The sequence below is a fragment of the Streptomyces sp. NPDC020801 genome, assembly GCF_044334385.1.
In the GTDB taxonomy this organism is placed as follows: Bacteria; Actinomycetota; Actinomycetes; order Streptomycetales; family Streptomycetaceae; genus Streptomyces.
Genome location: NZ_JBIRST010000007.1, coordinates 114,509 through 128,589 on the forward strand (window position 1 = coordinate 114,509; position 14,081 = coordinate 128,589).

The 14,081-nt window shown below is 72.4% G+C and carries 9 protein-coding genes; 1 reads left to right on the forward strand and 8 read right to left on the reverse strand.

Annotation, left to right across the window (positions count from 1 at the left end; genetic code table 11):
* Nucleotides 1–270: 270 nt before the first annotated feature.
* The 6 genes from ACH4UM_RS16615 to ACH4UM_RS16640 form a co-directional block, all read right to left on the reverse strand.
* Nucleotides 271–1,161, reverse strand: a complete 891-nt coding sequence (locus tag ACH4UM_RS16615; RefSeq protein ID WP_398178935.1) for an ABC transporter permease — start codon at nucleotides 1,159–1,161, stop codon at nucleotides 271–273.
* Nucleotides 1,158–3,812, reverse strand: a complete 2,655-nt coding sequence (locus tag ACH4UM_RS16620; protein WP_398178938.1) for a CocE/NonD family hydrolase — start codon at nucleotides 3,810–3,812, stop codon at nucleotides 1,158–1,160. Before ACH4UM_RS16620 ends, ACH4UM_RS16615 begins: the two co-directional genes overlap by 4 nt.
* A gap of 165 nt (nucleotides 3,813–3,977) precedes the next feature.
* Entirely contained in the window at nucleotides 3,978–5,396 is a 1,419-nt protein-coding gene (locus ACH4UM_RS16625; protein WP_398178941.1) for an APC family permease, read from the reverse strand.
* Nucleotides 5,397–5,776: 380 nt separating this feature from the next.
* Complete coding sequence (gene mmsA, locus ACH4UM_RS16630) at nucleotides 5,777–7,279, reverse strand: CoA-acylating methylmalonate-semialdehyde dehydrogenase (RefSeq protein ID WP_398178944.1); 1,503 nt, start codon at nucleotides 7,277–7,279, stop codon at nucleotides 5,777–5,779.
* Between the two features lie 14 nt (nucleotides 7,280–7,293).
* Entirely contained in the window at nucleotides 7,294–9,177 is a 1,884-nt protein-coding gene (iolD, locus tag ACH4UM_RS16635; protein ID WP_398178946.1) for a 3D-(3,5/4)-trihydroxycyclohexane-1,2-dione acylhydrolase (decyclizing), read from the reverse strand.
* A 481-nt stretch (nucleotides 9,178–9,658) separates the two neighbouring features.
* Complete coding sequence (locus ACH4UM_RS16640; protein ID WP_398178949.1) at nucleotides 9,659–9,847, reverse strand: hypothetical protein; 189 nt, start codon at nucleotides 9,845–9,847, stop codon at nucleotides 9,659–9,661.
* A 329-nt stretch (nucleotides 9,848–10,176) separates the two neighbouring features.
* Here ACH4UM_RS16640 and ACH4UM_RS16645 point away from each other — a divergent pair, with 329 nt between their 5' ends.
* Nucleotides 10,177–10,377: a helix-turn-helix transcriptional regulator gene (locus tag ACH4UM_RS16645; protein ID WP_398178952.1), complete on the forward strand. Its 201-nt coding sequence runs from the start codon at nucleotides 10,177–10,179 to the stop codon at nucleotides 10,375–10,377.
* A 59-nt stretch (nucleotides 10,378–10,436) separates the two neighbouring features.
* Here the strand turns inward: ACH4UM_RS16645 and ACH4UM_RS16650 are convergent, their stop codons facing one another.
* A complete protein-coding gene (locus ACH4UM_RS16650) occupies nucleotides 10,437–11,480 on the reverse strand; it encodes a zinc-dependent alcohol dehydrogenase family protein (RefSeq protein WP_398178954.1) in 1,044 nt (347 codons plus the stop codon).
* 73 nt (nucleotides 11,481–11,553) lie between these two features.
* Nucleotides 11,554–13,977, reverse strand: a complete 2,424-nt coding sequence (locus tag ACH4UM_RS16655; RefSeq protein WP_398178957.1) for an MMPL family transporter — start codon at nucleotides 13,975–13,977, stop codon at nucleotides 11,554–11,556.
* Nucleotides 13,978–14,081 lie beyond the last annotated feature (104 nt).

The window sequence follows — 14,081 nt, forward strand, 5'->3', positions numbered from 1 at the left end:
CTGCCCCACCCTGACACAGGTGTGGACCCATGGCCTTGATCTCACCGGGCTGCACCATGGGCGGTTCCGATCATTCACGCGATCGGAGGAATAACCGCTGAGAAATCCATAAAATCGCCGGACGCAGGAGCTCTCGGGAAACCTGCTGCCGTTGTCGGCGTGAAGGGCCCCAGCCGGCGTACAGCGACTCGATCTCGCCCGCGTACACCGTCACCGCCGCGTGCCGCTTGACCTTCAAGAGCGGGGTCGGCGTCAACAGGCGCGTACCCCTCAGGAGACGATGTCCTTGCGGGCGAACCCGCGGAAGGCCAGGGCGAAGAGCACCAGCGCATAGCTCACGGAGACCGCTGTGCCCTGGATCATCCCGGACCACTCGGGGTGCGGCTGCACGGCGTCGGCCCAGGCGAACTGCCAGTGCGCGGGCAGGAAGTCGCGCCAGTGCCCGAGGGCGGTGACGGCGTCCAGGACGTTGCCCACGATGGTCAGTCCCACCGCGCCGCCGACCGCGCCGAGCGGCGCGTCGGTCTTGGTCGACAGCCAGAACGCCAGCCCCGCGGTGACCAGTTGCGACACGAAGACATACGCCACGACGGCCACCAGCCGCTGGGTGGCGGTGCCCACCTCCAGCGCCCCGCCGGTGGGGATCTGCAGTGGGCCCCAGCCGTATGCGGCCGTGCCGACGGCGAGCGCCACGACCGGCAGCAGCACCATCGCGGCCAGGCTCAGCCCCAGCCCGACGACCAGCTTGGACCACAGCAGCCGGGCCCTGGGCACCGGCGCCGCGAGCAGGTAGCGCAGCGAGGACCAGCTGGCCTCGGAGGCGACCGTGTCCCCGCAGAACAGCGCCACCGGGATGACGAGCAGGAAGCCCGCCGACACGAACAGGTTCACCGCGGCGAAGTTGGCGCCGGAGGCGGTGGCCGTGTCCATCAGCGTCACCCGGTCGTTGCGGCCGCCCGGGTCGCCGCCGATAGCGAAGGCGATCACCAGCACGAAGGGCAGCGCGGCCAGGATGCCGCCCATGATCAGGGTGCGGCGCCGCTTCAACTGCCGTACCAGCTCGACCCTGAGGGGCAGGGTGCGGCCCGCGCGGTAGCCGGAGGCGACCCCCGCGGGCTCTGTGGCCTCGATGGCCTCGATGGCCTCGGGGAGCGTGCTCATGCGGAACCTCCGATCAGGGTGAGGAAGGCGTCCTCCAGACGGCGGTGCGGGCCGACCGAGACGACCGGCACCTCCAGGCGCACCAGTTCCACTACCAGTGCCTGGGCCGTACCGCCGGGCTCCAGCCGGACCAGGAGCCCGTCCTCGGTCCGGACCGCCGAGGCCACACCCGGCAGCGCGGCCACCTTCTCCACCACGGGCTCGTCCACGGACGTGGCGGTGCCGACCAGCAGGGTGTCCCCGGAGCCTACGATCTCGCCGACCGGACCCGCCTGCACCAGCCGCCCGCGGTCCATCACGACCAGATGTGTGCAGGACTGCTCGACCTCGGCCAGCAGATGACTGGAGACGATCACCGTGCGGCCGCCGGCCGCGTACCGGATCATCACCTCGCGCATCTCGCGGATCTGGGGTGGGTCGAGGCCGTTGGTCGGCTCGTCGAGGATCAGCAGGTCCGGCAGGCCGAGCATGGCCTGGGCGATGGCGAGCCGCTGGCGCATGCCCTGGGAGTAGGTGCGCACCGCGCGGGCCAGCGCGTCACCGAGCCCGGCGATCTCCAGGGCGTCCTCCAGGTGCGCGTCCCCGGGCGGGCGGCCCGTGGCCCGCCAGTACAGCTGAAGGTTTTCCCGGCCGGACAGGTGCGGCAGGAAGCCCGCGCCCTCGACGAAGGCGCCGACCCGGGACAGCACGGGCGCGCCGGGCCGGATCGCGTGGCCGAAGACACGTATCTCGCCTGCGTCCGGCCGGATCAGGCCCATCAGCATGCGCAGGGTGGTGGTCTTGCCGGCGCCGTTCGGCCCGAGCAGACCGAGCACCTGGCCCTTCTCCACCCGGAAGGACAGGTCGCGTACCGCGTACGAGTCGGAGGACCTCGCGTACCGCTTGCCCAGTTCGGTGATCTGCAGCGGGACGTCGGCCAGTTCCGGGTCGGGGGCGGGGGCGGCCGTCCGGCGGCGGGCCGTCAGCAGCAGCGCGAGCGCGACGGCCGCGCCCGCCACCGGGAGCCACCACACCCACGCGGGCAGCGGGGCCGCCGCGGTGGTCACGCCGGGCGCGGTCGGCACCAGCAGGTCGCTCTTCAGGGAGACGGTGTACGTCGCCGGGGCGGCCGGGGACGCGTAGCCGAGATCGGTGGAGGCGAGGACCAGGCGGAGGCGGTGGCCCTTCTGCACCTCGTGGTCGATCGCGGGGAGGGTGAGGGTGACGTCCTTGCCCGCCCGGGCGCCCTCGACGCGCACCGGGTCCACCAGCTGTGCGGGCAGCACCGGCCGGGCGCTGCCCGGCCCGACGTCGTACACCTTCGCGAAGAGCACCGCGTCGTCGCCGGTCGAGGTCACATGGACGGTGACCGTGGGCGATCCGGTGATCCGAAGGTCGCCGTGCACGGGCGTGGAGTCGAACCGGGCGTACTGGCCGGGGAAGTCCAGCGAGATCCCGACGCCGAGCGCGGAGAGCTGGGCCAGCCCGCCGCCAGCGCCACCGAGGCCGGGCAGGGAGGAGACGGCGGGCGGGTCGGCCCCCGCCGGGTTCTCGAACCGCTGCTCGCCGCCCCTGAGCGCGACGGCCCGCTGCCCGCTCTCCAGCCCCGGGTACGCACTCCCGCTCGCGCCGCGCAGCAGGGCCGCCCCGTCGGTGGAGTCGACGCCCCCGGTGCGGGTGACGCGGAAGGCGGGGCCGGTGCCGACGCCCTTGTCCCCCTTGAGGTACCGGTCGAACCAGGTCTGCACGCGCGCCTGCACACGGCCGCTCTCGAGGTCGCCGCCGTCGTGGCCGCCGGCGATCCAGTCGACGTCGACCGGGGGGCCGTTCGCCCGGATCGCCCGCTCGGCCGCGTCGGCCTGGCCGAGCGGGAAGAGGGAGTCGGTCTGGCCCTGCACCAGCAGCGTCGGCACCTTGATGCGGTCGGCGACGGCCGAGGGCGAGCGCTCCTCCAGCAGCTTGCGGGCGTCGGCGTCCGGCTTCCCGGACTCGGCGACCCGCTGGTACATCCGGCACAGCTCGGGCTCGAACTTCGCGCAGCCGCCGCCGGAGTTGAGGAAGACGCCCGCCCAGAGCTTCTTGAAGACGCCGTTCGGGAACAGGGCGTCCGCGAGGTTCCAGTAGGTGATCGCCGGGGCGATGGCGTCCACCCGGTGGTCGTACCCGGCGGCGAGCAGGGAGATCGCGCCGCCGTAGGACCCGCCTGCCACGCCCACGCGTGGGTCGCCGGGCGCGTCGAGCCGGACCTGGGGCTGCTTCGCCAGCCAGTCGATCAGCTTCGAGACGTCGGCGACCTCCCTCTTGGGATCGTTCAGCCCGATCTTCCCCGTGGACCTGCCGAAGCCGCGCGCCGACCAGGTCAGCACCGCGTACCCGTGCCGGGCGAGGTCCTCGGCCTGCTGCCGTACGTCGGTCTTGCTGCCGCCGAAGCCGTGCCCCAGCAGGACGGCGGGGTGGCGGCCGGCGGCGGCCGGGGTGAAGTAGGAGGTGTCGACGCGCACCCCGTCGCCCATGCTCATGAACCGGTCGGCGCGGTGCACCTCAGACGGGTCGCCGGAGGCGGCCGCCGTCCAGGTGCCGGCCCCGGCGAGGACGACGACGGCGGCCCCGGCGGCAAGCAGGCGCCGGGGCCTTCGAAGCAGCCCGCGAAAGCCGGGCAGTCGAAGATCCATGCCCTCCACGGTACGGGCCGCCACCGACAACCGATGCAGCCCGTGGGCCGAATCCCCGGCCCTCCCCCGGGAGTAGGGCACCCCCTCGCCCTACCGCGGCTGCGGTACGGCGAGGGGGTGCGGCACGGTGAGGGGGCGTGGTGCCCCGGGAGGAGCTGCCGGTGCTCAGACCCGCGCGTCCTCCGGGATCGACACCAGCCAGCGGGTGTCGCGGCGCGGGCGGAGGTAGAGGACCCAGTACAGGGTGGCGGCGGCCGTGATGCCGCCGGTCCACAGCAGGTAGGTCATCTCCTGCTGGCTGAGGATGTACGCCAGCACCGCGATCAGCAGGACCGGCATGGCCGGCCACAGCGGCATGCGCCAGGCGGGCGTGTGCTTGTGGTGGCCGCGGCGGGAGAGCAGCGCCGCGACCGCGACGAGCAGGTACATGCCGGTCACGGAGACGCCCGTGACGCCGTACAGCGTGTCCAGGTTGACGAAGCACAGGACCGCGCCGGGGACGCCCACCGCGAGGGTGGCGACCCACGGGGAGCCGAAGCGGCCGAGCTTGGAGAAGACGTTGTTGACCGGCTCGGGCCAGGCCTTGTCGCGGGCGGAGGCGAACAGCACCCGGGAGTTCTGGATGACCATGACGATGCCCGCGTTGATGATCGCGAGGGCCACGCAGAGGCTGACGAAGGTGCCGACCGCGGAGTTGGACCAGGCTGTCACCATCGAGCTCAGGTCGCCGCCGGTCAGCTCCTTGATGTCGGAGGCGCCCATGGTGATGGCGACGACGGGGACGAGGATGATCACCGACGAGATGGCGAGGGTGACGAGCACCGTGCGGGCGACGTTGCGGCGCGGGTGCTCCAGTTCCTCGGAGAGGTAGACGGCCGTCGAGAAGCCCTGGGTGACGAACAGGGCGATGGCGAGCCCGGAGACCACCAGCATGGCCGTCACGGTGTCGGTGTGGCCGTCGGCGCCGGCCACCTGCATGGAGACCAGGCTGCCGACCCCGCGGTGGCTGTGCGCGAAGCCCAGCATGGCCACCACGCCGGCCGCGATGACCTCCAGGACCAGGAAGATGCCGGTGATCCAGGCGTTGGCGCGCAGGTCGAGCAGGCCGGCGAGGGTGGCCAGGAGCATCACGCCGGCCCCGGTCATCGCCGGGTCGAGGTGCACGATCGGCGCCAGGTAGTCCGCCGTGCCCATCGCGATCACCGGCGGGACGATCATGACGACCAGCAGGGAGAGCACGAAGACCAGCCAGCCCGCCAGTCGCCCGGCCATCGTCGACACCATGGCGTACTCGCCGCCCGCGCTGGGGATGAGGGTGCCGAGCTCCGAGTAGCAGAACGCCACGGCGATACAGAGGAGGGAGCCGATGGCGATGGTCAGGGCCGTGGCGGTGCCCAGCGAGCCGAAGAGGTCGGGGACGACCACGAAGAGCGTGGAGGCGGGCGTCACGCACGAGAGCGTGAGAAGGGTGCCGCCGACCACCCCGATGGAGCGCTTGAGCTTCTGGGGGCCGTCGGTCGCCTCTGTGGGAGTGTCCGTCGCCCCTTGGGCGGCGGTCTCGACAGGGCGGAGCGTGTCGGTCATGCGGCGGTTCCGATCGACTCGTGCAAACAGATGGTGGGGCTCGGGAGCGCTATCGCCTCCGGCGGCTTCGGTCGTACGTGCTCTCGTCCGCTCCCGGCGCGAGCATGGAACCCCGACGAAAACCACCGCGTCAATGGCTGTTTACCTTCGAAATCCGCAACGGAGACATCGTCTCGACGACTTCGCTTTCGCAGGCGATCAAGAGCAAGTAGCGCATTCCGCAAGATGTTCAGAAACATGACCTTGCTTTCAAAGGCTCTCTGATCCATTCACCTGCGTCACCCGTTTCATCCCACCAACACGAGAATCGCAGGCACGGCGTCAAAAAAATGTCAGGCCGTCCGGATAGCGGACGGCCTGACAGAGGGCTGGGACGAGGTTCAGTGGTTGCGCGGGAACCCGAGGTCGACGCCCGTCGGGGCCTCGGAGGGGTCGGGCCAGCGGGTCGTGACGACCTTGCCGCGGGTGTAGAAGTGGGTGCCGTCGTTGCCGTAGATGTGGTGGTCGCCGAAGAGCGAGTCCTTCCAGCCGCCGAAGGAGTGGTAGCCCACCGGGACCGGGATCGGCACGTTGACGCCGACCATGCCGGCCTCGATCTCCATCTGGAAGCGGCGGGCCGCGCCGCCGTCCCGGGTGAAGATCGCGGTGCCGTTGCCGAACGGCGAGGCGTTGATGAGGGCCACACCGTCCTCGTAGGTGTCCACGCGCAGCACGCACAGCACCGGGCCGAAGATCTCGTCCTGGTACGCCTTGGCGCCGGTCGGCACCTTGTCCAGCAGCGAGATGCCGATCCAGTGGCCGTCCTCGAAGCCCTCGACCGTGTGGCCGGTGCCGTCCAGGACCACCTCGGCGCCCTCGCCCGCCGCGCCCGCCACGTAGGAGGCCACCTTGTCGCGGTGCGCCTTGGTGATCAGCGGGCCCATCTCGGAGGCGGGGTCGTTGCCCGGGCCGATCTTGATCTTCTCGGCGCGCTCGCGGATCTTGTCCACCAGCTCGTCGGCGATCGAGCCGACCGCGACGACCGCCGAGATGGCCATGCAACGCTCGCCCGCCGATCCGTAGGCCGCCGAGACCGCCGCGTCCGCCGCCGCGTCAAGATCGGCGTCCGGCAGGACCAGCATGTGGTTCTTGGCACCGCCCAGCGCCTGCACGCGCTTGCCGGCCGCCGAGGCGGTGGTGTGGATGTAGCGGGCGATCGGGGTGGAGCCGACGAAGGACACCGCCTTGACGTCCGGGTGCTCCAGGAGCCGGTCGACGGCCACCTTGTCGCCGTGCACGACGTTGAAGACGCCGTCGGGCAGCCCGGCCTCGGCCAGCAGCTCCGCGATGCGGATCGACGCCGACGGGTCCTTCTCGCTCGGCTTCAGCACGAAGGTGTTGCCGCAGGCGATGGCCATGGGGAACATCCACATCGGGACCATCGCCGGGAAGTTGAACGGCGTGATGCCCGCGACCACGCCCAGCGGCTGCCGGATCGAGGCCACGTCGACCCTCGTCGCGACCTGGGTCGACAGCTCGCCCTTGAGCTGCACGTTGATGCCGCAGGCCAGGTCGACGATCTCCAGGCCGCGCGCGACCTCGCCGAGCGCGTCGGAGTGCACCTTGCCGTGCTCGGCGGTGATCAGCTCGGCGATCTCGTCGCGGTGGGCGTCGAGCAGCGCGCGGAACTTGAACAGGACCGAGGTCCGCTGGGCCAGCGAGGACTGGCCCCAGGTCTGGTAGGCGTCCTTGGCGGCGGCGACCGCGGCGTCCACCTCCTCGACGGAGGCGAACGCGACCTTCGTGGTGACCGCGCCGGTCGCCGGGTCCGTGACCGGCCCGTACGTCCCCGACGCGCCTTCGGCGGTCTTCCCGCCGATCCAGTGGTTGACGATCTTCGTCATTCCCGGTTACTCCTTCACAGATGGCGGCGTCGGGTCGAGACGTGCCGTTCGTAGAGCTCACGTGCCTTGACCGCCGCCGGTCGGCTCGCGGTCTCGGCCACGGGTACATCCCACCAGGCCTGCGCCGGGGGCGCGCCCGACACTGTGTCTGCGGTTTCGGTCTCCACGTAGACACATGTGGGAGTGTCCGCCGCCCGCGCCACGGCGAGGGCCTCGCGCAGGTCCCGCACGGTCTTCACGCGCAGCACCCGCATCCCGAGGCTGGCCGCGTTCGCGGCGAGGTCGACGGGGAGCGGGGCACCCGTATGGGTGCCGTCCTCGGCCCGGAAGCGGTAGGCCGTGCCGAACCGCTCGCCGCCCACCGACTCCGACAGACCGCCGATCGAGGCGTACCCGTGGTTCTGCAGGATCAGAACCTTGATCGCGATCCCCTCCTGCACGGCGGTGACGATCTCGGTGGGCATCATCAGATAGGTCCCGTCGCCGACCAGCGCCCAGACGGGCCGGTCGGGGGCGGCGAGTTTCACCCCGATGGCGGCCGGGATCTCGTAGCCCATGCACGAGTAGCCGTACTCCAGGTGGTACTGGTCGCGCGACCGGGTCCGCCACAGCTTGTGCAGGTCGCCGGGGAGGGAGCCGGCCGCGTTGACCAGGATGTCGCGCTCGTCGACGATCGCGTCCAGGGCGCCGAGGACCTGCGGCTGGGTCGGGCGTGCGTCGGGCTCGCCGGCCTCGTAGCAGGCGTCGACGCGCTGTTCCCAGCGCTCCTTGTCCTCGGTGTACTGGGTGACGTAGGAGGGCGGGACGCGGTGCTCGTGCATCTCCAGCGCCTCGGTCAGCTCCTGCAGGCCGCTGCGGGCGTCCGCGACGAGGGGGATCCCGGCAAGCTTGTGGCCGTCGAAGGGGGCGATGTTGAGGTTGAGGAAGCGCACGCCCCGGCCGGCGAAGAGGGTGCCGGAGGCGGTGGTGAAGTCGGTGTACCGGGTGCCGACGCCGATCACCAGGTCGGCGGTGCGGGCGAGTTCGTCGGCGGTGGCGGTGCCGGTGTGGCCGATGCCTCCGACGTCCTGCGGGTGGTCGAAGCGCAGGGAGCCCTTGCCGGCCTGGGTGGAGGCGACCGGGATGCCGGTGGCCTCGGCGAACTCGGCGAGGGCGTCCTCGGCACGGCTGTGGTGGACGCCGCCACCCGCGATCAGCAGGGGGCGGCGGGCGGCGCGGATCGCCCGGACGGCCTCGCCGAGTTCGGCCGGGTCGGCGCCCGGGCGGCGCACGCTCCAGGTCCGCTCGGCGAAGAACTCCTGCGGCCAGTCGTACGCCTCCACCTGGACGTCCTGCGGGAGCGCGAGGGTGACGGCGCCCGTCTCGACCGGGTCGGTGAGCACGCGCATCGCCTGCAGGGCCGACGGGATCAGCGCTTCGGAGCGGGTGATCCGGTCGAAGTAGCGCGACACCGGGCGCAGGCAGTCGTTGACCGACACATCCCCGGCATACGGCACCTCGAGCTGCTGGAGGACGGGGTCGGCGGGGCGGGTGGCGAAGACGTCGCCGGGCAGCAGCAGGACCGGGAGGTGGTTGACGGTCGCGAGGGCGGCGCCGGTGACGAGGTTCGTGGCGCCCGGGCCGATGGAGGTGGTCACCGCGTGCGTGGCCAGCCGGCCCGACTGGCGGGCGTGGCCGACCGCCGCGTGCACCATGGCCTGCTCGTTGCGGCCCTGGTGGTACGGCATGACGTCCGCGTACTCCACGAGCGCCTGACCGAGGCCCGCGACGTTGCCGTGCCCGAAGATGCCCCAGGTGGCGCCGATCAGCCGCTGTCGTACGCCGTCCCGCTCGGTGTACTGGGCGGACAGGAACCGCACCAGCGCCTGTGCGACCGTCAGCCTCGTCGTCGAGGTCATCGGTGGTCCTCCGTATGGTCCGGATGGAAGCAGATCCAGCACTTCCGTACGGCTCGGGCGGCCCGTCCCTCTCGACGCCCGACGGCTTCCCCCGCGGGCGGCGCACGGCGCGGGTCGGGAGCCTCCGGCGCGGGGCCGTAGCGGGCGGGGAGTCGACGCTCGCACTTCGCTCCTGCCAGGGCGAAGCGGCCTCCCGCACCGGAGGCGATCGGTGGCCGGGCGGCCTTCGGCACGCGGCTGGCTTCACCCAACGTGCCCTGGCGGCCCGGGACTTGGAACTCCTCGTGCGCCATGCCTTCCGGTGTCCGCACCGTACGGCCGCCGTTGGCCGTGGGTACGGTCCACTCGCTGCCGCCGGTGGACGTGTGTGTCATGCGGACCTCACGGCAGTCCCGCGCCGGCCGTCCACGGCGGTCGGCCACGCATGCGCGCGTGCCGCCGTCCCCGCCCGGGTTGCGGGCGCCCGCAACCCGGCCCGCCCTCACAGCACCGCTCCGGGCGCGAGGGCGGACTCCACCTCGTCCGGGGTGGGCATCGCGGCGACCGCGACGTTCGGCGCCGAGCCGCCCGGGAACCCGCCGAAGGCCGGCACCCGGGCCGGCGGCACGCCGGTCTGCAGCGGACACCGGCCGACTCCGATCCGTCCCGTGGTGATCACGTCGTACGTCATCGGCTTCCCTCCGCATCGACTCCCCCGGTTCTAGTGCCGGGCACGTGGCCCTGTCAATGTTTTGTCCGGACATAAGGACGAGACGAGGAAGAGCTTCCGCATCTGCTCCCCACCCGTTCTTCCCTCTGCTTCAGATGTGTCACAAAAGCAACTCCCCTGTCACGCATGTCGCATGTACGCGGGCTGTCCGTCACACCTGCTCGACAGGCACTTGCCGCTGCCCGGCGCGCGTCGTTCACCGAGCACAGGCTTTGTGATCGCCAGCTCGCACCCGGTCCCCACGACGGCTCCCCGGCCGCCACCGCGGTGCGCGCGGGGAGGTGCTCTTCATGACCGACCGACGGCTCTGGTCGTACAAAGAGATCGCGGCGCACATCCGGGTGCAGCCGGACACCGTGCGGTCCTACCGCAAGCACGGTCTGCTGCCGCCACCCGACCACGTGGAGAGCGGCAAGCCGTACTGGTACGCCGACACCGTCCGCGCCTGGGTCGCCTCCCGGCCGGGCAACCGCGGCCGCAGAAGCGACTGACGGCCGGCGCCCGGCCCCTTGGTAACGGCCTGCCCCAATCTGTGCGGGGGACCGTCCTGTCAGCTCCAGGGCTCGATGACCGTGGCCCCGGCGCCCGGCGCCGTCCCCATCGCCGTCAGCGCGTCGGGGACCGCGGCGAGCGGGACGGTCCGTGTCACCAGCAGATCGGGGCGCAGCACACCGGCCCGCACCAGTTCCAGCATCCGCGGGTAGGAGTGCGCGGCCATCCCGTGGCTGCCGAGGAGTTCGAGCTCCAGCGCGATGGCGCGGGCCATGGGCACGGGGGTCGTGCCCGTCTCGGAGGGCAGCAGGCCGACCTGGACATGGCGGCCGCGGCGGCGCAGACCGTTCACGGAGGCCGCGCAGGTGGCGGGCGAGCCGAGGGCGTCGAGGGAGAGATGGGCGCCGCCCCCGGTCACCTCGCGGACCAGCTCCGCCGTGTCCGCCGCCCCCGCCGCGTCCACGCACCGGGCCGCGCCGAACCTCCGCGCCAGCTCCAGGGCCCCGGGCGACACGTCCACCGCCACCACCCGCGCCCCGGACGCCGCCGCGATCATCACCGCGGACAGACCCACACCACCGCAGCCGTGCACGGCGACCCATTCACCGGCGGCGACCCGGCCCTGCTGGACCACCGCGCGGAACGCCGTCGCGAACCGGCAGCCGAGCGAGGCCGCCGTAACGAAGGAGAGGCCGTCGGGGACGGCGACCAGGTTCACGTCGGCGTGGTCGAGCGCCACGTACTCGGCGAAGGAGCCCCAGTGGGTGAATCCGGGCTGGGTCTGCCGCTCGCACACCTGCTGGTCGCCCGCCGCGCAGGCGGGGCAGGTGCCGCAGGCGCAGACGAACGGCACCGTCACCAGGTCGCCAGGCCGCCAGCGGGTGACCCGGGGACCCACCGCCTCGACGACACCGGCCAACTCGTGCCCGGGCACGTGCGGCAGCGTGATGCCGGGATCGTGACCCTGCCAGCCGTGCCAGTCGCTGCGGCACAGGCCGGTCGCCTCGACCCGCACCACCACCCCGTGGTCCGCGGGCCGCGGATCGGCCACCTGCCGCACCTCGGCCTGCCCTCCGTACCGCTCGAACACCACGGCCCGCATCCGCGCCTCGCCCTCGCCCCGGAGATCACCGCTTCCGCCGGAACGGTAGTACGAGGGCAGGCCCTAGCTTCGGCTAGCTGCGGCTCGCGGCCCTGTCCCGCCTGGGGTCACCTCCGGTCCGCCGGGCCTCCTCGGCCTGCCCGGCGTCCTCCGCCCGGCCGGAGTCCCCGGACCGCTCCGCCGCCGCTGCCGCCGGATCGCCCTCGCTCAGCCCGAACCTGGCGTGGAAGCGGCGCAGTGGGGCCGGGGCCCACCAGGTGGCCCGGCCGGTGAGGCGCATGACGGCGGGGACCAGGAGGCTGCGGACGATCATCGCGTCCATCAGCACCGCCAGCGCGATGCCCAGACCGAGCATCTTGGTGTTGGTCACCCGGGAGGTGCCGATCGCGACCATCACCACCGCGAGGATGACCGCGGCCGCCGTGATCAGTCCGCCGGTGCGCTGGAGCCCGTGCCGCACCGCGCCGCGGTGGTCGCCGGTGGCGTCGTACTCCTCCTTGATAAGGGAGAGCAGGAACACGCCGTAGTCCATGGACAGGCCGAAGGCCACACAGAACATCAGCACCGGCAGGGTCGTCTCTATGGAGCCGGGGCTGGTGAAGCCGAGCAGCCCGGACAGATGGCCGTCCTGGAAGACCCACACCACCGCGCCGAACATGGCCGTCAGGCTGAGCGCGTTGAGCACCACCGCCTGGATCGGTATCACCACGCTGCCGGTGAGCAGGAAGACCAGCAGCAGCGTGACGATCGCGATGAACGCCGCCGCCCAGGGCAGCTGCCGGGCGATCGCGTGCTTGGAGTCGACCAGCACGGCCGCCGTGCCGGTCACTTTGGTGGAGAAGGGCGCGTCGGTCGAGCGGAGCTCACCCACCAGGTGCTGGGCGGCGTCGTCCACGGCCTCCCCCCTGGGCAGCACCGTGAAGTATGCCGAGTCGCCCTTCACCAGCGGCCCGTCGACCCGCAGCACCTGCGGCAGCGCGGCGACCCGCTCCTTGTACACGGCGTACTGCGCCAATGTCGCGCGGCCCTCGCCCAGCACCTCCAGGCCGCCGCCGGGGCTGCCCGGGAAGCCCTCGCGGATGTGCTGCTGCACCACGTGGGACTCGGCCGTGGACGGCAGCTGGCGGTCGTCCGCCGTGCCGAACCTCACGCCCGTGAAGGGCAGTCCGAGCAGGACCAGTACGGCCGTGGTGGCCAGCGCGAAGAACGGTGCGCGGCGCATGACGAGGGTCGCCGTGCGGGCCCAGGCCGTGCCCTCCGTGCCGGCGGGCCGGGGCTGCCGGCCGCGGCGGAACAGGCGCCGCAGGTCCAGGGAGTTCACCCGGTGGCCGAGGAGCACCAGGGCCGCCGGGAGCAGGACGAGGGCCGCGGCCGCCGCCAGGAGGACGACGGCTATGCCCGCGTAGGCGAAGGACCGCAGGAAGTACTGCGGGAAGAGCAGCATCGCCGCCAGTGACACGGCGACCGTGAGCGCGGAGAAGAGGACCGTGCGGCCGGCCGTGCGCAGCGTCGTGCCGACGGCGGTCAGCGGCTCGGCGTCCGCGGACAGTTCCTCGCGGAAGCGGCGCACGATGAACAGCGCGTAGTCGATGGCGAGGCCGAGCCCCAGGGCGGTGGTGAGGTTCATCGCGAAGACGGAGACGTCGGTGAACTCCGTCAGGCCGCGCAGCACCGCGTTGGTGCCGAGGATCGCGACGATGCCGATGCCGAGCGGCAGCAGGGCGGCGATGGCGCTGCCGAAGACCATGACCAGCAGGACCAGCGTGACCGGCAGGGCGATCAGCTCGGCCCGGGTGAGGTCCTCACGGATGATCGTCTGCATCTCGTGCCGCACGGCGACCGGGCCGCCGACCCTCACCTTCACCGGTCCGCGCGTCCCCCGGAAGGAGGGCGCGATGCGGTCCAGGGTCTTGCCCATCGCCTTCTCGTCGCCCGTGATGCGGGCGGCGATCAGCGCCTCGTGGCCGTCCCTGGCGCGCAGGGCCGGTGCGCCTGTCCGCCAGTAGGAACCGACGCCTGTGACGCCCTTCTCCGCGGCCAGGCGCGCGGTGAGCCGCTCGGCCTCGGCGGCGACCCCCGGATCGTCCACCGAGGAGCGGCCCGCATCGACCAGGAGCAGCAGATTGGGCTGGGAGGCGGGGAACTCCCGCTCCAGCGCCTTCGTCGCGTACGTCGACTCGGCGGCCGGGTCCTCCCAGCCTCCGCTGCCGAGCCGGTCGGCGACTCCGCTGCCCGCCAGCACGGCCAGCACGGTGAGCACGAGGGCGGCGAGCAGGGACAGCCGGGGCCGGGCGGTCACGAGGCGGGTCCAGCCGCCGACCCGGCCCGCCCGGCCCGCCGGGCCGGAGGGCCCGGGACGCGCCTGCGGCCCGCCTGCCTTCCCGACGCTCCCCCGGCCGGCCTTCTTGCCCGCCTCCCCGTTCTTCCCCCCGGCTGTTTCCCCGCTCGCGTCCCCGCTGCCGTCCCCGCCGTCGGTCGGCACATTGACTCCGGTCATCCCGCGGTGTCCCCTTCACCATGACCCGTGCCCTTGCGCACACAGCAGGCAGCATGGGTCTGCCATTGCCTAAACTGGCAAACACGAGTCGTCGCTCGCATTTC